Origin of the sequence: Bacillus cereus group sp. MG16 (genome assembly GCF_040459875.1) — a bacterium.
GTDB classification, from domain to species: Bacteria; Bacillota; Bacilli; order Bacillales; family Bacillaceae_G; genus Bacillus_A; species Bacillus_A paranthracis.
In genome coordinates this window covers 2,632,190-2,649,509 of record NZ_JARVHE010000001.1, presented here as the reverse complement: position 1 = coordinate 2,649,509, position 17,320 = coordinate 2,632,190, and the positions used below count along the sequence as shown (strand labels likewise).

Below are 17,320 nucleotides of genomic sequence, written 5' to 3'. Positions count from 1 at the left end.
ACGAATACTATAACCTCTTCTCTAAAAAATGTTGGCTATGTCCTTTCGGATGATCTTCAACAACACCATATTCTCGGTAGCCATGCTTTTTATAAAACTCTGGCGCTTGAAAACTAAATGAATCTAATAATATTAATCTACAACCTTTTTCCTTCGCAATATTTTCAATTTTATGTAATAGTTGACTACCATAACCATCATGACGAACTGATTCATCAACCCATAAAAAATCTATATGAAGATGATAAAAATACATCGTTCCTGTTACTCCGCCAAAGATTCTCCCATTCTCATTTTTCACTACAAAACTTACTTGTTCCATCGGCTGTTTTGCTTCATCTGTTAAAATAGACATGTTATATTGAATGACCTTATTTTTTATGTATTCTCCTTCAGCGCGAGTACCATTCTCTATATGTTTCATATATTTCTTCCTTTCTGCTTATTAAGCTACCTTTCATTTTTACTTTTTCTCTTTAAAATACTAATAAATACGAATCCACCATAAGTAACAAAGCATGAAAAACCAATTATACCTGGTACAGAAACATAGCCTACTCTTATATAACTTATAACTGCAAAAGAAGCGATAGACAGTAAAATAGATGGCCAAAATAAAAGAGCTGTTTTTCTTCGTCTCTCTTTCTTCTCAGAAACACGTGTACCAAAAAGTAATACAATACAAATGAGGATCGCTGCAAAATAAATAGTATCTAATGACAAATTGTGATTGTATAGTGCGATACCCACTTCAAGAGCAATAATGGTTGCAATTAAAATAATAATTGTTGATGTCTTTAAGTTTCTTTTCAATTACTCACTCCTAGCATACTTTCACTATACTCTTTGTATATGTACTTCAAAGCTACTGCAAAAGCTTCATCTACCTCTTTATTTTCACGTCGATTAGGTAAATCTTTTCCCCCAATAACATAAAGAAACGGGAATTCGTTGAATATTCCTATTATACCAATATTTATTGTAGCTGTAGATAATCCACCTGTCATATGAGCTAAGTGATATGAATGTATTCCTTCATATTCACCTTGCTGCCTTACCATACCGCTAATAATTGGTTCCCATAATTCTGCTTCTGATTTATACCCCTGAAAAATATGTACTAAAAGTGAAAGAACTTCATTTAATTCTCCAACATTTTTCTCATCTCTAGCGTCCTCTTGTATATAAATTTTTGAAAAGTACGTTTGGGCATACATTTTCACAGCATCCCATCCACCACAGTACATTACAACTGACTGCGCAACGTAACTATCATGACATGCTATCATTACTTCTACTGCTTTACTAAGTGTTAAAGTCCTTCTTCCTTGTAAATGTGGATACAACTGCGCACTATCTTCATTTGGATTAAATTTAACATGATGAAGTATATCATTCCAATTACATTTATTTTCCTTCACCATTTGCGCTACTACAAATCCGATTACTACTTTTGCTGCCGATGCTAATGGAATATTTATTTCACTATTATATGAAGCAACTATACGATTGCTTTTTGTAGAATAAATAGCTACTCCAACTTGATCAGATTGTATCTCTTTCATTTTTTGAATGACAGTTTCCATTTTCATTCCTCATTTCATATCGTTTTATCACCTTTAATCATTCAATATAGAATGTAAAAACCCCTTTTTTGCAGATTAAATAGGCTTTTACAATAAAAAAAGGTAGCATGAATTACTCCTTGCTACCTAAAAGATACATGTTTACGAAAAATCTCTATTCTTCTAAAGGATTTTTAGGACCATTAAGCTCCAATTGATAAAAAGCTAAATCTAGCCATTTATTAAACTTATAACCAGCCTTTTTAATCGTCCCAGCATGAACAAATCCATAGTTTTCATGTAAGGCAATACTTTTCTCGTTTTCCGCATCAATTCCAGCAATTAAAGTCATATATTCTCTTTCTTTGGCAATTGTGATCAATGCTCTCATCAAAGAAGTTCCAATCCCACATTTTCTATATTCCTTATCAACATACACAGAATGCTCAATTGAATATTTGTAGGCAGGCCAAGCTCTAAACGGACCGAATGTCGCAAATCCTACTACTTTATTATCTAGTTCGTATACAAAAATCGGATAACCATCAGCCTTTTTTTGTTCATACCAATCTATTCTATTTTCAAGGGTTACGGGTTTATACGTATATACAGCAGTTGTATTCAGTATCGCATCATTATAAATATCTAAAATGTATATTACATCTTTTTCCGTTGCTTCCCTTATCATCGTTTTCTTCCTTTCATATACGTTCTCTTTTTAACTACCTATTTGTTACACGAACACTAGCTTTTCGAAAGCCATCATAAATGTTTAATGCAGCAGATAAAACGTAAATGAGAATACCCCCACTAATTAGCCACTTTTTAAGTTCTTCCGGAGAAATAGTGAACACATTTGCCACAAACGTAATAAATCCATCGGTAAATATGTGCGGATTTACTACAATTATAATGAATACTATCGTTCCAGCTATTTGGAGAATAGCATTCCCGATTGCTAATCTTTTCGTCCATTGTCCCTGTACTAATTTATAAAGAGATATCGCTATTTCAAAAACAATTATCATCACAACGATTGGCCAATACTGAAGTAACACATCTTGATTAAACGTTGGCGCGACAAACTTCAATCCACTTCCCGTACCACTGTATACGCCAACGAGATGATTCGCATAAAAATAAAGTGTACCCCATATTGCCGTCCACATTAACCCTCCAAAAACTTCAAACTTGGAGATTGCTTTTTTCTTCGGAATGTACGAAATGTTTTTCAAATCATCTGGCGTCCACTTTTTTAAACTTGTCGTCAACGGCTCGGTATCTTTGTTTTTATCCGTTCTTTCTAAAATAGCAAATACGAGTGTTAACCAGAAAAATACATGGAGGGCTACTTCAAAAATTTCTCCAATGCCTTTACCTATTACTTGTAAAATAACATTTAATACTGCTTGATCACCAGTATAACTTAAAAAATTTTCTGCAACCATTGCAATGAGTGCAATAACAACTGCAATTGGAATGATCATTTTTAATAATGTCGTATATACATCAAAATAACGCGGTCCAATTAAATGCATCGATCTATCCAAATATCCATTAGCTAATGAAACCGGACTCCCCAATTTTTCAAGAACCCTTTTTTCATCATCTTCATTATAATCATCAGGCAACATATCCTCAATTGTTGACCGTAGCTCAAGAATAATATCTTCACGATTTTTTTCAGGTAATCTCTTCGCTACTTCCTCGACATAAATATCAATCAAATTCATTCTTGTCCTCCTCCTTTAATAAGTTATAAAGTTTTTTCGAATCCTTTATCCATTCCTTTCTCAACTGCTGGAATATTTCTAATCCGTATTCAGTTAAAACATAATATTTACGAGGTCTACTCTCTGTTTTATCCCAACTACTCGTCACTAGCTCTTGCTTTTCTAACCGGCGAAGTAGTGGATATAAAGTACTTTGATCGATTACGATTCCTGATTTCTCTAATAATTGGACAAGTGAATATCCATACTGCGGCGTTCTTAATTGGCTTAAAACTGCTAATGTTAATGTACCTCTTCTTAGTTCAGTAATTAACGAATTTAATAAAGCATCCATGTATTCACCTCATTTTCATTACTATATGTCATACAGTATATGTTTTATACTATGTGTCGTACAGTATTAGTGTGACAAAAACAACAAAAATTTACCAAAAAACGGATAATAAAAAGCACAAATTTGTAATTTGTGCTTTTCTAGCTTACTTATAACACGCTTAACTTTGTAACTCTGGTAATATAAATTCCCCTTTTTCCTTAAGCAATGGAACAACATCTATAATTGCATCTATATTAATTGCTCTGTAAACATGCGGATATTCTTGGCCGTTAGAAGCAAGTTCATATTTTATTTCTGCTTTTAACAGAGTTAGATCAATTGTTAGTAATAAAACTTCTTCTTCATGACTAAAATGTTTTTCTGCGACTTTTAAAGCTTGTTCAAAAAACGAACAATGAATAAATCCCTCTTCTTTTAATGAGGCTTCATTAATTTCTCCATTTATCTTTGCGATTCCCCAATTTCTTTTCGTTATTACTTTTGTAATCATTGTTATTCTCTCCCCGAACCTTTATATGGAAAAACAAGAGGTCCTTCTTTTTGTTACTAGAAAAGCCTCTTACGTTTCATTTTTATTTTAATCCGTTAATTAAAGGCGATGCTTCCCCACTATGGAAAATCCATAAATCATGAAGTGATCTCGTACATCCGACATATAGTAACTTCGCATCGTGTTTTGTATTTTTGTAATGTTCTTCATCAACATCAATTAGTAGCACAGCGTCAAATTCTAACCCTTTGGCTAAGTATACAGGTACTATCGAAATACCACCTTCATATTTACTTTGATCTGCTTCAATGACGTTTACAGACATTCCCTCATTTGTTAATTTCTCATACATATCGCGGCATTCATCATCTGTTCTACCGATTACCGCAATTGTTTTCACATCTGCATTTTGTAGCTGTTTTAATGTTTTCACAATTTCAGTAAACTGATCTTCTGTATGAATTACTTTTACTTCTTCTCCACTACGGAAAACTGGCATTGCAAGCCCTACAGGAATTTCTGCATTTTTTATTATCTCATTTGCGAATTCAATAATTTCTTTTGTAGAACGATAACTTCTCGTCAGTTCATAATAGCCTGTTTCTTGGAATACGTCCTTAAAAGCACTCCAATCTTCAATCCCTTGGTAATCATAAATCGCTTGAGATAAATCACCTAATATAGTGAAAGAATTACCTAATGTAATTTCTTTTAATACATAAACTTGGAATGGTGAGAAATCTTGCGCTTCATCAATAACGACGTGATGAAATTTCTGCCCGATTTCAATACCTGTTATGCGATGATGTATGTAAATTAAAGCGGGTAAATCTTCTACATACACTTCTTTTTTACGACAACTCTTCTCAGTTTCTTTCACAAGTTCCTCGGGTAATACTTTGAGTATTTCTTTGCTTTTCAATATTGAACTATATATTGAAAGCGAGCTCATTTTCGGCCAAAACTTCATATAACTGTTCAATCTCTTTGTCGCTTCTTTTTTTAATAATTTCTTCTCGTTTGTTTCGCCATACTTTTTTAGTTCAATTTCAATCCAGCGCTTCATTCGGCCAACTAAACGTTCTCTTCTTTTCTTTAATGGATAATGTTTATACTCAACTTGCATCCATTTTTTTATATCTTCCACTGGAATAACAGCTTTATCCCATGCCTCAAAATTACTTGTTGGCACTAGTTCTTTTTCAAATTGAACCATTTGCTCTTCAATAAAGGACTTAAATTCTAGCGTACCTTTCAATTTACCAAGCATAACCTTTCTTTCATCACGATTAATAGAAAATGCTTCTTTCAACTTTTCTTCTATCTGCTTCAGTTTCACCGAATCATCTAACGTACGTAATGCCCAGTCCGGAAATGTTGTTTGACTAATATTCCCTACACCTAATTCAGGAAGTACACTCGAAATATAGTCTAAAAACAGACTATTCGGAGCGAAAACAATCATTCGCTCCGCTTCTAATTGCTCACGATATTCATAAATTAAAAAAGCAAGGCGATGTAAAGCGATCGTTGTTTTACCGCTCCCTGCAACCCCTTGAATTAATAATGGCAAGTTTCTTTCCGCACGAATAATATCATTTTGCTCCGATTGTATCGTCGAAACAATATCCTTTAGTTTATTATCTTTATTCTCACCTAATCGATATAGAAGAAAATCATCAGCATGCGAGACATCTTCATTTCCTTTTACATATGTATCAACAACACGTTCTAATTCTCTTTTTCGAATAGAGATGTTTCGCTTTAAATAAACATCACCTTCTACTAATCCGTCTGGTGATTGATAAAACGCTAATTCATCACCGCCGGTAAATGAATAAAACATACTTGCGACAGGTGCCCGCCAATCAATTACAATTGGTTTCATCGTATCTTTATCTGAAACACCTACCTTACCGATGTAGATCGGCATAACTTCTTCCTTGCCATCCTCTTGAAAATCTAATCTTCCAAAGTACGGTTCTTGTACACCAATACGTAAGTTTTGTCTATTAGACTCCCTCATACTTTCAAGAATTTGCTCTTTAAAATCATCGCCATAATAAACTGGGATTTTTTCAAGCTGTTCTAATTGATCATCCATCGTACGTAATGTATCTTTCATTTTTTGTAACTCTTCTTCAAAAATGTTGTTCATTTGATGATTCCCTCCTGTCCGTTCTAATTTTTCAGTCGAAATATAATTGTATTAAAAATCCAATTATAAAGTCAAGGCCTTAATTTATTTTTTCTGAAAAATCTTACTTTTCACCTTTCTAATATTGAAATTCAAATGATATTTTTACATGATAAGAATATATAACATCTAAACCATACAACTACACATATAATAAAGTGATTTATACAAAAGTTGTTATTTTCTATTGATAAAAGGACTTTATACTATCTAACTAAGTTCCCCTTACATACTCTCCAGCTTCTTTTCTAGATATCTATTATTTCATTTATAAAATAACTAAAATCACAAAAACAAAAATAAAAGTAAAGGAGTCTATTCAAAATGACTGCTACCAAAAGAAAACCCCTTAAGTTACATTTACTTATTTTTGTGTTCATTGTATTGGCAAGTGGCTGGATTGGCGTAATTCTAGATTCTTTTCTAACAGATCAGCCTGAAGGAAACTCTTTAGGCATGGGACTGTGGTTAATATTACCTTTCCTCTCATGTATTTTCCTTAGAGTTATTAGCCGAGATTGGAATGATTTTGGTATAAAACTAAATTTGAAGGCAAACTTTAAATGGTACTTCGTTGCGATACTAATTTACCCGTTCGTTACAGTAATAACGATAAGTTTAGCACTTATTTTTGGAGTAGCAAACATAACTAGTTTTGAAATATATTCGTTATTGTCACTCATATTCATGTCTACTATTGGTAACTTTATTAAAAATATTTTTGAAGAGTTTTCATGGCGCGGTTATTTAACTCCTAAGCTCATTGAACTAAAGTTAAACGATTGGTTTATTTATATTATTTCTGGTTTAGTTTGGGCTCTTTGGCATGCCGCTTATTATTTAGTTTTTTTACCAAATGAATATTTCGAATCTATTTCAAGGTTACATATGCTTTTATCAGGCTGTCTACTTATGGTTTCTTGGTCTATTATGTATGTTGAAATATATAGACTTACAAAGTCAGTATGGCCATGCGTTATCATGCATGCAATTGAAGATGCCGTTCCTACTGTTTTAGTTACAATAACAGGGATCATTACACTTACTAACAGCAGTGATTTTTGGTTAAACCCTATTAGCGGAGTCGTTGCTACTATTATATTTCTTGGAATTGGGGTCGTACTAAGATCTATAAGAATTAAAAAAGAACGACAATTAAATACGAAAAACAGTCAATGATTCACACTATAAAAGCACAAAAAGAGTAAGGAATTAATCCCTACTCTTTTTTACTTTTATTCGATATGATAAACATTCATTTAAAGACGCTTGCTCTTTATATTTCCTCTCTTCAAAGTCATATGCTCCTCCTGGGAAAATCCCAACTATACTGAAACCAGCCTCTGCACATAAATTACTAATCTCATCTATCGTATAGCAACGTAAAGATTGTGTCACGATATCATTTGAAGAATCCTTTTCCCACCAGTGGTCCAGCATCCTAGCATTTTCACTATCATATTCATATTTTCGCATTGCAGAATAAATCGGCATTTCTTGTCCATTTGCTTTTTCCCAATATAATGGTTGATAAATATCAATAAGTGCACACCCATCATCTTTCAACCAATTATGGATTCGTTTTAATAAAACCAATTGTTCTTCATCTGTCCCTACACCAAATCCATCTAAATAACTAACAACATCAAACTTTTCTTCAAAGTTAATTTTATAAAAATCAGCGCAATGAATCTCAATATCACTAGTAGAATGTTCTTTAGCAAAGATAACTAACTCTGGTACAAGCTCAACAGTAGTCATCTTTACATCCAAATTAGACATCGCTCTTGCAAAACCACCATTTCCAGCTCCTAGTTCTAACATCGTTTGAAATGGATATCCAATTTGTTCTTGTACTTCTTTCGCAACTTCCTGCAACCAATTTTCATTTTTTATATCATAGCTTAGTAATTCAAATTGTTTTTTATAAAATTCTTTTACATTTAATTCGTTCATTATTATTCTCCTCCTGTACGTTATTTTTCTACTACAGGTGAGAAACTAAATTTCTGATACCCATGAAAAATCCTCCTTTTGATTTCCCTATATTTATATTTTATCTAAATAATAAGAATTTTTAAAGTGCCAAAAATAAAAGAGCAGATAATGGACAATTCCACTATCTGCTCTATGGCTGCTATTATTTCCCTTGTTGATACTTCAACCAATCACCAGAAATGATAACTTTCTTTAGCATATTTTTATCTTGAGCGATATACACATATGCCTCTATTTCCCTATCACCATCAAATACTATTTGTGTGATTCGTTCATATAAATCCGTCTCTGCATTACCTGTATATTCTTCTAGTTCGTCTAACTTACGCAATATGTCATCATTTACTTCATAAGCTTCTCCATACACCTTTTCTTCATTCGAATAAGTCATCGCCGGATACCCTTCGTTTGTATCAAATAATTCCCCATACGTCCATGCTTCGTCTGCAATGCATATTGCACCTTGCATATAATGAGCATTCGTTTGCTCTTTTCTTAGCGTGCCATACACAAAAACGTGATGCATAAATCCCTATCCCCTTTACATGTCACTACTTTCTAATTTGTAAATAAGCACGAATCATAAAGTAACTCACTTCATTCGGAAGTTGTTCCTTAATCGATTTCAGACCACCATCAGCAATTTGCACAGCAGTTTCAATCAGTTGTTCGTATTCTGCAGGAACAAAACTGTTCCAGTCTACTTCCATTCCATCTTCAAAACAACGAATTAAATGATTTTCAATCGTTTGTCTTGATAATCCACGTTCTTTCGCAATTTCATCTAGATTAATACCTTGTTTATACATTTCATACGTTTCCAAATGAGAATTTGCTGAAGCTTTCCCTGATTTCTTCCGTTCTGTCACCACTTCTGTTTTAATAGTTTCAGCATAGTTTGGGTTTTCATCAATAAAGTGCTGAACTGCTTGTAAGAAGTGCGAACCATACTTCACAAGTTTGTGTTCACCAATCCCTTTCACAGTTAAAAGTTCAGAATCGCTTTGCGGCATTTTTGCGCACATATCTTTCAACGTTTGGTCAGAGAAAATAACGAATGGAGGGACCCCTTCTCCTTGCGCAATTTCTTTACGTACTTCGCGAAGTACTTCAAATAAAGGATGATCTTGAACGATTTGTCTTGTCTCTACTCGTTCTTTACGTAAAACATTCTCTTTACCAAGTAACACTTCTTTCCCTTTTTCCGTTACTTTTAGTGTCGGGTAAGTACCATGTTCAACTGCAATTAGCTCGTCTGAAATTAAAAACTCAATAAATTCACTCACTTCTTTTACACTACGATTTGATAAAAGTCCGTAAGTTGGCAAAGTATGAAAATTAAATTCAATGACTTTCTTATTTTTAGATCCAGTTAGTACTTGTGCAATCATTTGTTTACCAAATCGTTGGTTCGTCCTAATCATACAAGATAAAACCATTTGCGATTCTCTCGTCACATCGATACTTTCTCGGTCGTCTGTACAATTACCGCAGCGGCCACAATCTTCTTTTGGTTCTTCTCCAAAGTATTGCAAAATAAATGATTGTAAACATTGTTCTGTATGACAGTAGTCAGTCATATTTTGCAGTTTTTCAAGTTCATTTGAAAAACGAGACTCTCCTGTCGATTGATCAATTAAAAAGCGTTGTACTTGTACATCTTGAGAAGAATAAAGCAATATACATGCACTATCTAATCCGTCACGGCCAGCACGTCCTGCTTCTTGGTAATAACTTTCCATATTTTTTGGAAGTTGATAATGAATAACGTAACGAATATTCGATTTATCAATACCCATCCCAAACGCAGATGTGGCTACCATTACACTCACTTCATCACGTAAAAAGAGTTCTTGTTGCTCATTTCGATCGTTATCACTCATACCGGCATGATATTTTGATACAGAAACTCCCGCTTTCATTAAATCCTCATACAACTGATCAACTACTTTTCTAGTAGCTGCATATATAATCCCAGATTCCTTTTGATTTTGACGAATATAATCCGCTAAATATGCATTACGATCTTGTCCTTTAATAACAGAAAATGATAAGTTCTCGCGCTCAAACGTTGTCATAATCGTGTTTTCTTGATTAATTCCAAGCGTGTTGCAAATATCATCACGAACTTGTGGTGTTGCCGTAGCAGTTAATGCTAATACGAGCGGCTTTTCTGGAAGATAATCTAATATACGGTGTATATGTAAATAGCTCGGACGGAAATCATGTCCCCACTGTGAAATACAGTGCGCCTCATCAATGGCAATCATCGGGATTTTCATATCGATCAGTTGGTCAACAAACTCCATTGAATCAAGTCGCTCTGGCGCTACATAAAGTAACTTATAATGGCCCTGTTTCGCTAATTGAATTCGTTGATTCGCTTCTGTAATCGAAATAGAACTATTAATATATGTAGCTGAAATACCATTTTGTACTAATGTATCTACTTGGTCTTTCATAAGTGATATTAAAGGCGATATAACTAACGTTGTTCCTTCAAATACTAATGCGGGAATTTGATAACAAATTGACTTACCACCACCTGTAGGCATAATACAGACAGTATCTTTCCCATCTAATACATTTTTAATTGTTTCATCTTGTCCTCTTCGGAATGACGAATAACCGAAATAAGACGCTAAAAGTTCTTGTGCTTTTGTAAACAAAAAAGAGTCACCTGCTTTTCTTTATCTTTCATCTACTCCTATTATATCATCTCTTATGCATCATGAAAGTGATGAATACATGACTATCAGCCTGCTTTTTCATTATTTTATGCTTCTTTACGTTTTTGAGAATGATTAGCAATTATAACGAATTTCAAAATAAATACACATTTTATTAATTCTCCTTGAATACTACTAATCTTATACATATGAATTCAGGAGGTTACTATATGAAGCACTGTAATATTAGTTCCATCAAACAGAAAACCATATCGAACCAACTCCAATTCTCAAATAATGAAGCGTGGAAATATGAATCATACTATAAGTACCAACCATTATTTTCTTATAGAAAGCTTTTTCATTTTCTTTCTCAACTTTTTAAACGTTAATACAGGTGCGAAATAGATCATTCATAATAATTTTCTCAATATAACCCTTATAGACTTACTGCAATACAGTTGGTATTATATGAAATATTCTGTTGGATAAACCCCTTAAGTTGACCTGCTTATATAAGCGGGTCTTTTTTAATTTATATATATTTCATAACACTTTTAGATGTAATTATAAATCTTATCACCATTTTATAACCATAATCCACTCACTACAAATGGTCATAATTACAAAAGGTAAAATATAAATGCTTAACATTTAAATATCTAATTCTTTTTTCTCAATACACAAAACGAAATTCACTTGTTACTATAAAGGTACTCCAGATGAGTTTTTGCTCATTGACATTATCTAGTTAATGGGATCTGCCGCGGGAAGCAGATCCCTTTGACTTTATTAAAGACTCCCTTTCAATTGGACACATTTACCAGGTTTTTTTAATAGAATTTTATGATAATATTACGTAGTCGAGTCCGACATCTCGGCAATACCCTTTTGAGGCTCTGCAACTTCCCTTGCAGAGCCTCTTTTATTTTATATTCGTTTTATCTATATATACCACAATAAGATCGCTCAAATTTTAAAAATAAACGAGGACACGTAACTAAAAATAAATTTCCATCATACTTTGAGTTATACATGTTCAAAGGAGTGTTACCGTTTATGTATACTTATTGGCAATCGTATTACTCCCCCTATCATAACCCTTATGTACACTTTGATACATCTGTACGTAATTTCCGAATTAGTAAAAATGAGAACTTTTTAAAAGGTTATATGCGTTCCTTATGGGAACAACATGTCGCTTGGACGAGATTAGCTATTATAAGTATTGTTTTCAATTTACCCGACATAAACGTTACAGTTGGACGGCTTCTTCAAAATGCAACACATATGGGACTATCGCTCGAACCATTCTATGGTGAGGATGCTGTAAAAAAATATAGTGCACTCATTAAAGAACACTTAGTAATTGCAGCTGATCTTGTTAAAGCCGCAAAAGCTGGTGATCAAAATGCGGCTACCGCTATAGAGAAAAAATGGTACGCTAACGGTGATGAAATTGTTGCGTTTCTTACTAGCATCAACCCATATATAGATAAAGAAGAATTTAGAAAAATGTTTTATGAACATTTATCACTAACTAAGGCAGAAGCACTGGCATTCCTAAATAAAGATTATGAAGCAGGCGTAAAACTGTACGATAAAATTGAAAAAGAAGCTTTAGAAATGTCCGACATGATAACAAACGCAATCGTAAAGCAATTCCCGCAAGTATTTCAATAACAATAAGCCGATTTGAAAAAACAAATCGGCTTATTAAACTTTCTATCAATGATATTTCGCCCCCGCTCTTTACATTTAGCTTATATCGATATATTTTATTAATATCCGTTTTTTATAGGAGGAAACTATTTGATTAACGCCATTGGTCTCGTATTTATACTTACAAATAAACATGAGAAAAAGAAGAAAGTTTATCTAAATGAAAAATTCGCATTAATAGACATTATTGATTCTAAGGAAGTAATTGATGATGAAGGGAATGCACTAGTAGAACTAACATGTAAATACAGTATATATTTAGATGAAAAATACTACTGTAAATCTCTCGACGATTATACTGGACAAGTATTTCCATTCTTAAGCGCTAAAATAGGAAAAGGACTTCTTAGAAACTTAAATTATTACTTTTCTTACGTTGATGTATATGATAAAAAACCACCGGTTAAAGAAATTAGACCACTTATGAAACAAGTAACGAACAGATAGCAAAAAATACAAAAAAGAAAGCATCTAACTCTGGATGTTTTCTTTTTTATTGAAAACTCATCAAATTTCATCCTCTTCTAAAAGTATGTATCCAAGCATATTTTAAATTAAAAACATTGGAGGATTAGACTGAATGAAATACTCAGAAACTATTGTAAGTAAACGACTACGAACGCTTAAAATGACGGGTATATTTTTCATGCTAGTATTAATAGCATGGATTGGATATACAAAATTACTTTATGAAAACGGATTTCTTCAAGAAAAAAAGAATTCAGTAGAAGTAATGAATACTAGCATTACAGGAGAAATAGAGCAGCTTTTTCATATCAACTTACAAGGCTATCGAAAAACGAACCTTGATGCTGTTATAGAAGCAAGTAAAACAGATCCAAGCGAACTATCCCTAATTGAACTAGTCAACAAATCCTGCTCGCGAGATTGCATAGGCGAACCAGTCACATATGTAAACTCAAACAATGGATATATCTTTTATAAGGAATCTAATGGAACTAATGTAGCTATAACGATTAAAAAGAAAGACACATGGTTAATTGTAAAGAAATCTGTTCAACATGGAATATAATCACCCCAAAAAAAGAGTACGTATCGTACTCCTTTTTATTATTAATACCCTTCCTCTTCATGCCTACAATGGCATTTCGCTTTTGTTTTACAATGACATTTTTCACACTCACACTTCGGTTTCTCTGTGCAACAACACTCGTGAAAATCATTGCGTTTACATCTATATCTCCCAAACATCAAATCATCCCAAAATTTTTTACAATCTTGAAAATGTCCACAATGACAAGTATTTCTCATAAATATGCTTCCTCCTTGATAGAATGCATCATATTCTATGTTTGAAAGTATATAATGGCTTGTTTGTTAATCTATTTTCTCCATATTATAAGTAGAGTTAAAAGATTACATAAAAATAAAAAACCGTCACATGACGGCTTTTTATTTAGCAAACTATTCTTTTGTATAAAAATATTTAAGTCCTTTAGCATCTAACCACGCTGTCGCTCGATCTAATTCATTCCCTTGGCGATATGCTGTTTCAAATCTAACTAATCCTTGTTTATCTCCATATGAGATAATACGAGATTCATACCCAAGAGCATCCATCATTCCTAACATTTCTACTACTAATGCTGTACCAAATTCATACGTAACAACTTTACTAAATTTATTCACTATAATTCCAACTCCTTCTTGTTTTGTCGATTGTTCAATAGTTTGATTAGTAAACCAAACTAACGGTTTATTTCCCATTAACTTATTTAAATCACATTTTCCTATGCCAGCTACATTCCCTGTTTCTGTGTATTGCCAAATATCACATGGGTAGGCTGGTTTGTTACCACCATAACGAGGAATCCATACAAAATCACAATTGACATTTGCCATTCCAAATGGATCATACATATGATGAGCAATATATAAACCAACCTTCTTAGCTCCTAATCTGCGTAATTCATCAATAAAAGCTTGTGCACCCGCTCTCATATCGTTCATTGTTTTTACTTCTACGTCAGCTACCCAAACTGTGGCATTTTTATCACCACGGTTCCAAAAGTCTCTCGCCTCTATCCGTGCATCCTCTACTGAAACGAAACGACAGAACGCATAATTACCAAACGGAATATTTTTTGCTTTCATTGCTTGTACATAATTTTTATATAAAGGATCTATATAATTTGAACCATCTTGCACACGTGCAATTACAAAATCTAATTGTGGTGCTGCAATATCCCAGTTAATGTCGCCATTCCATTTCGAAATATCTACAATATAACCCATTATTTAACATCTCCTTTTTCATTATTATATTCAAAGCTTGTTTTTTTGCTATTATCATCTAATAAATAGTATGAGAAGTATTGTATTATTTAGTAATAATTTAAAATTCGGCTTATGTATTGAGAAAATAAAATATTATTACGGGTTTAATAAGTAAAGACTTACAAAGCTCTAAACTATAATCAGTAGGAGGCCACAAGCAGTGCAATTCCCAGCTAATTTCTTAGCTTTATCCGAATTTTGAGGTATGAATTTTACTACCCATTAAAGCGGGATACACAAAACCACCTGTCAGAAAGGTGGTTTTGTGTACTACTTTACATATACATTATCTATATTTATAGTTACATAATTATTAATTACTTAATATACTTGTTAGCTAAAAATAAGACAATTTTTAGTTTTTAATCAAACTAATTTTCGTTTTATCTCAAGTACTCATAGTACCATTTACGTGCATCTAACCAAGCTGTAAATTTATCGATATTTCCGGACGGATAGCCATTCGTTATAGCATAACCAATGCCATCTTTCTGAACGACAATTTGTCCATCAATACCCGCATCAACCATCGCCTGAGCCAAAGCTTGTAAATTGCTAAATGCTACACCACCAGTTTTTACTTTGAGCAAGTCCGTTGCACCTCCTCCAGTTTGTCCTGTAAGAGCAAATACAATAGAATTAGCGATTTTATCAACATTCCATTTTGCCATGTCGGATTCATTATCAATAAATCCTAATTCAATAAGAATAGCCGGTGCCTTCGTTCCATTTAATACCGCTAAATCTGTACGTTGTTTCGCACCTCGATCACGCCATCCAATATCTTTTGCTATTTGAGCTGATATTTTAGCCGCCAAATCTTTCTGATCATAATACAAAACCTCAACACCCTGTCCATTTCCATCACTTGCATTAAGATGAAAAGAAATAACTAAATCCACAGCATGGGAATTGCTATTCCGAATGATATTATTTAAATTTTGTGATTGAGTTGTCCCTACCTCGTCCGTATCGTCATAAACCGTGTGTCCTAGGGATCTTAACTTAGCCGCCACAGCATCTTTAACTTGCCTATCTAGAACGTGTTCTTTCCGATTCCCAAAATTAGCCCCTTGAACAATACTATTGTGTCCTCCATGCAAACTATATCTGGCCATTATTTATCAACATCTCCTTTCTTAATATCATATTCAAAACTTGTCTTATTGCTATTCCCTCTTACAATCTTAACTGTCCCCATACATCCTACATTTTCTAAAGGTGAAGGCAAATCGTTTTCGATATAAAAAGTGGTGACACGAACAAAAAGCATCACCTTTTTGGCGATGCTTAAAAACTCTATTTTACGTTTTAATTCCCTAAAAACAGTTTAAGCTCATGGTGACCGAAACTATACTTATATTTCCTCCTCTTCCTTCACTGCCTCTTTCAACCTCTGCAACATATATCCAATTCCTTTACATCCTTCTAACGGATATGTAATCATTTCTTCTGGATATAGCTTTGTTACTACTTTTTTATGCTTTTTCCCTGCAAGTAAGACGATTTCGTCAAACTGTAGTAAACTTTTATCTACCATCTGTTTTTGTAATTGCTCTATACTTATTACCTTATCGCTCTTTGAATCAAACGCAAGATCATAGTTTTCTAGTACAATATCATTTGGCCTTAAAAATCCATGCTTCGCCGATAATATAACCCAACTCTCAAAAAACATTGTTGCATATGCCTGACATGCTTTTCCGAACGGGCTAATATATACATCTTTTGCCTCCATCGGTCCGTAATCAGGATACTTATCCCAAATTTTCTTCTTTCCGCATGGAATTATGCATAACCTTCCCATATATTTCTTACCTCTTCTCCTGCATAAGTAAAGTTAATTATTTTATACATTTTGACCTCAACATGCTATATAATGATATCAAATATAAAAATTACATCTTTTACCATATGACTATCTTTTTTACTAATAATTCACTTTTTTAAGATTTGAACCCCCATTACCCTATTTAAACATAGTACCTCCTTATAAATATTATAATACTATAAACAATAGTATATTTACTTTTCAAAGCCCTTAATAATAATTAAAGTATATAAATAATCAAATAGGATATCTTTAGAAGGAGGTGAACAAATGAAAAATATACTCCCTGCACTAGTACTCTATATTATAATTTGCATAATCGCTATGATCGCTCCATCATCCCAAGGCTATAATCATATTGGCTGGAAATTGTTTGTTGGGCAAGCGTATGCCCTACCTATTTTCCTAATTACAGCTATTATTACATTTTATATAAACAAGAAAAAATCTACGAATAAACAGTTATAAGGATAGCGAGTG

At 33.1% G+C, this 17,320-nt stretch carries 20 protein-coding genes; 5 read left to right on the top strand and 15 right to left on the bottom strand.

What is annotated here, in order from left to right; translation table 11 throughout:
• Window positions 1–7: 7 nt before the first annotated feature.
• The 8 genes from QCI73_RS13650 to QCI73_RS13615 all read right to left on the bottom strand — a co-directional run bounded on the left by QCI73_RS13650 (window position 8) and on the right by QCI73_RS13615 (window position 6,283).
• Entirely contained in the window at window positions 8–424 is a 417-nt protein-coding gene (locus tag QCI73_RS13650) for a GNAT family N-acetyltransferase (RefSeq protein ID WP_353823140.1), read from the bottom strand.
• Between the two features lie 26 nt (window positions 425–450).
• Window positions 451–813: a hypothetical protein gene (locus QCI73_RS13645; protein WP_262725740.1), complete on the bottom strand. Its 363-nt coding sequence runs from the start codon at window positions 811–813 to the stop codon at window positions 451–453.
• Window positions 810–1,586: a serine hydrolase gene (locus tag QCI73_RS13640; RefSeq protein ID WP_353823139.1), complete on the bottom strand. Its 777-nt coding sequence runs from the start codon at window positions 1,584–1,586 to the stop codon at window positions 810–812. Before QCI73_RS13640 ends, QCI73_RS13645 begins: the two co-directional genes overlap by 4 nt.
• Window positions 1,587–1,740: 154 nt before the next feature.
• Window positions 1,741–2,253 (bottom strand): GNAT family N-acetyltransferase, encoded by a 513-nt coding sequence (locus tag QCI73_RS13635; RefSeq protein WP_000617502.1) that lies wholly within the window; start codon window positions 2,251–2,253, stop codon window positions 1,741–1,743.
• 34 nt (window positions 2,254–2,287) lie between these two features.
• On the bottom strand, window positions 2,288–3,298 hold the full coding sequence (locus QCI73_RS13630) for an HAAS signaling domain-containing protein (protein WP_353823138.1): 1,011 nt from the start codon (window positions 3,296–3,298) through the stop codon (window positions 2,288–2,290).
• Window positions 3,285–3,632 (bottom strand): PadR family transcriptional regulator, encoded by a 348-nt coding sequence (locus tag QCI73_RS13625; protein WP_000339350.1) that lies wholly within the window; start codon window positions 3,630–3,632, stop codon window positions 3,285–3,287. Before QCI73_RS13625 ends, QCI73_RS13630 begins: the two co-directional genes overlap by 14 nt.
• A gap of 160 nt (window positions 3,633–3,792) precedes the next feature.
• Window positions 3,793–4,125: a DUF952 domain-containing protein gene (locus QCI73_RS13620; protein WP_353823137.1), complete on the bottom strand. Its 333-nt coding sequence runs from the start codon at window positions 4,123–4,125 to the stop codon at window positions 3,793–3,795.
• Between the two features lie 82 nt (window positions 4,126–4,207).
• Window positions 4,208–6,283 carry a HelD family protein gene (locus QCI73_RS13615; RefSeq protein WP_353823136.1) on the bottom strand — a complete coding sequence of 692 codons (2,076 nt, stop codon included), beginning with the start codon at window positions 6,281–6,283 and terminating at the stop codon, window positions 4,208–4,210.
• A gap of 363 nt (window positions 6,284–6,646) precedes the next feature.
• Here QCI73_RS13615 and QCI73_RS13610 point away from each other — a divergent pair, with 363 nt between their 5' ends.
• Window positions 6,647–7,501, top strand: coding sequence for a CPBP family glutamic-type intramembrane protease (locus tag QCI73_RS13610; RefSeq protein WP_353823135.1), 855 nt, complete (start codon window positions 6,647–6,649; stop codon window positions 7,499–7,501).
• Between the two features lie 33 nt (window positions 7,502–7,534).
• On the opposite strand, the gene QCI73_RS13605 is transcribed toward QCI73_RS13610, so the two are convergent.
• The 3 genes from QCI73_RS13605 to recQ all read right to left on the bottom strand — a co-directional run bounded on the left by QCI73_RS13605 (window position 7,535) and on the right by recQ (window position 10,989).
• Entirely contained in the window at window positions 7,535–8,278 is a 744-nt protein-coding gene (locus QCI73_RS13605) for a class I SAM-dependent methyltransferase (RefSeq protein WP_353823134.1), read from the bottom strand.
• Window positions 8,279–8,462: 184 nt separating this feature from the next.
• Window positions 8,463–8,846 (bottom strand): gamma-glutamylcyclotransferase family protein, encoded by a 384-nt coding sequence (locus QCI73_RS13600; protein WP_353823133.1) that lies wholly within the window; start codon window positions 8,844–8,846, stop codon window positions 8,463–8,465.
• Between the two features lie 25 nt (window positions 8,847–8,871).
• The gene (recQ, locus tag QCI73_RS13595; RefSeq protein WP_353823132.1) at window positions 8,872–10,989 is read right to left on the bottom strand and encodes a DNA helicase RecQ; all 2,118 of its coding nucleotides are present in this window, start codon (window positions 10,987–10,989) and stop codon (window positions 8,872–8,874) included.
• A 1,059-nt stretch (window positions 10,990–12,048) separates the two neighbouring features.
• Between recQ and QCI73_RS13590 the strand changes: the two genes are divergently transcribed.
• From QCI73_RS13590 to QCI73_RS13580, 3 genes are all read left to right on the top strand, one after another.
• Window positions 12,049–12,672 carry a hypothetical protein gene (locus QCI73_RS13590; protein WP_000289003.1) on the top strand — a complete coding sequence of 208 codons (624 nt, stop codon included), beginning with the start codon at window positions 12,049–12,051 and terminating at the stop codon, window positions 12,670–12,672.
• A 129-nt stretch (window positions 12,673–12,801) separates the two neighbouring features.
• Entirely contained in the window at window positions 12,802–13,158 is a 357-nt protein-coding gene (locus QCI73_RS13585; protein ID WP_029438629.1) for a hypothetical protein, read from the top strand.
• Window positions 13,159–13,291: 133 nt separating this feature from the next.
• A complete protein-coding gene (locus QCI73_RS13580; protein WP_000877599.1) occupies window positions 13,292–13,744 on the top strand; it encodes a hypothetical protein in 453 nt (150 codons plus the stop codon).
• Here the strand turns inward: QCI73_RS13580 and QCI73_RS13575 are convergent.
• The 4 genes from QCI73_RS13575 to QCI73_RS13560 form a co-directional block, all read right to left on the bottom strand.
• Window positions 13,689–13,919: a hypothetical protein gene (locus tag QCI73_RS13575; RefSeq protein WP_353823131.1), complete on the bottom strand. Its 231-nt coding sequence runs from the start codon at window positions 13,917–13,919 to the stop codon at window positions 13,689–13,691. The two genes, QCI73_RS13580 and QCI73_RS13575, sit on opposite strands and share 56 nt — an antisense overlap.
• A gap of 217 nt (window positions 13,920–14,136) precedes the next feature.
• Window positions 14,137–14,967 (bottom strand): GH25 family lysozyme, encoded by an 831-nt coding sequence (locus QCI73_RS13570; protein ID WP_070806232.1) that lies wholly within the window; start codon window positions 14,965–14,967, stop codon window positions 14,137–14,139.
• 425 nt (window positions 14,968–15,392) lie between these two features.
• The gene (locus QCI73_RS13565; protein WP_353823130.1) at window positions 15,393–16,127 is read right to left on the bottom strand and encodes an N-acetylmuramoyl-L-alanine amidase; all 735 of its coding nucleotides are present in this window, start codon (window positions 16,125–16,127) and stop codon (window positions 15,393–15,395) included.
• Window positions 16,128–16,366: 239 nt separating this feature from the next.
• Window positions 16,367–16,816, bottom strand: a complete 450-nt coding sequence (locus QCI73_RS13560; RefSeq protein ID WP_000532994.1) for a DUF6884 domain-containing protein — start codon at window positions 16,814–16,816, stop codon at window positions 16,367–16,369.
• Window positions 16,817–17,110: 294 nt separating this feature from the next.
• On the opposite strand from QCI73_RS13560, the gene QCI73_RS13555 reads away from it, so the two are divergent.
• Complete coding sequence (locus QCI73_RS13555) at window positions 17,111–17,308, top strand: DUF4017 family protein (RefSeq protein WP_000789867.1); 198 nt, start codon at window positions 17,111–17,113, stop codon at window positions 17,306–17,308.
• Window positions 17,309–17,320: the final 12 nt, after the last annotated feature.

Bases quoted from the DNA above. Each gene is read 5' to 3' on its own strand.
- QCI73_RS13565 (WP_353823130.1), bottom strand. From the start codon at position 16,127: ATGGCCAGATATAGTTTGCATGGAGGACACAATAGTATTGTTCAAGGG.
- QCI73_RS13555 (WP_000789867.1), top strand. From the start codon at position 17,111: ATGAAAAATATACTCCCTGCACTAGTACTCTATATTATAATTTGCATA.
- QCI73_RS13630 (WP_353823138.1), bottom strand. From the start codon at position 3,298: ATGAATTTGATTGATATTTATGTCGAGGAAGTAGCGAAGAGATTACCT.
- QCI73_RS13560 (WP_000532994.1), bottom strand. From the start codon at position 16,816: ATGGGAAGGTTATGCATAATTCCATGCGGAAAGAAGAAAATTTGGGAT.
- QCI73_RS13625 (WP_000339350.1), bottom strand. From the start codon at position 3,632: ATGGATGCTTTATTAAATTCGTTAATTACTGAACTAAGAAGAGGTACA.
- QCI73_RS13635 (WP_000617502.1), bottom strand. From the start codon at position 2,253: ATGATAAGGGAAGCAACGGAAAAAGATGTAATATACATTTTAGATATT.
- QCI73_RS13650 (WP_353823140.1), bottom strand. From the start codon at position 424: ATGAAACATATAGAGAATGGTACTCGCGCTGAAGGAGAATACATAAAA.
- QCI73_RS13570 (WP_070806232.1), bottom strand. From the start codon at position 14,967: ATGGGTTATATTGTAGATATTTCGAAATGGAATGGCGACATTAACTGG.
- QCI73_RS13605 (WP_353823134.1), bottom strand. From the start codon at position 8,278: ATGAACGAATTAAATGTAAAAGAATTTTATAAAAAACAATTTGAATTA.
- QCI73_RS13580 (WP_000877599.1), top strand. From the start codon at position 13,292: ATGAAATACTCAGAAACTATTGTAAGTAAACGACTACGAACGCTTAAA.
- QCI73_RS13620 (WP_353823137.1), bottom strand. From the start codon at position 4,125: ATGATTACAAAAGTAATAACGAAAAGAAATTGGGGAATCGCAAAGATA.
- QCI73_RS13600 (WP_353823133.1), bottom strand. From the start codon at position 8,846: ATGCATCACGTTTTTGTGTATGGCACGCTAAGAAAAGAGCAAACGAAT.
- QCI73_RS13640 (WP_353823139.1), bottom strand. From the start codon at position 1,586: ATGGAAACTGTCATTCAAAAAATGAAAGAGATACAATCTGATCAAGTT.
- QCI73_RS13590 (WP_000289003.1), top strand. From the start codon at position 12,049: ATGTATACTTATTGGCAATCGTATTACTCCCCCTATCATAACCCTTAT.
- QCI73_RS13610 (WP_353823135.1), top strand. From the start codon at position 6,647: ATGACTGCTACCAAAAGAAAACCCCTTAAGTTACATTTACTTATTTTT.
- QCI73_RS13615 (WP_353823136.1), bottom strand. From the start codon at position 6,283: ATGAACAACATTTTTGAAGAAGAGTTACAAAAAATGAAAGATACATTA.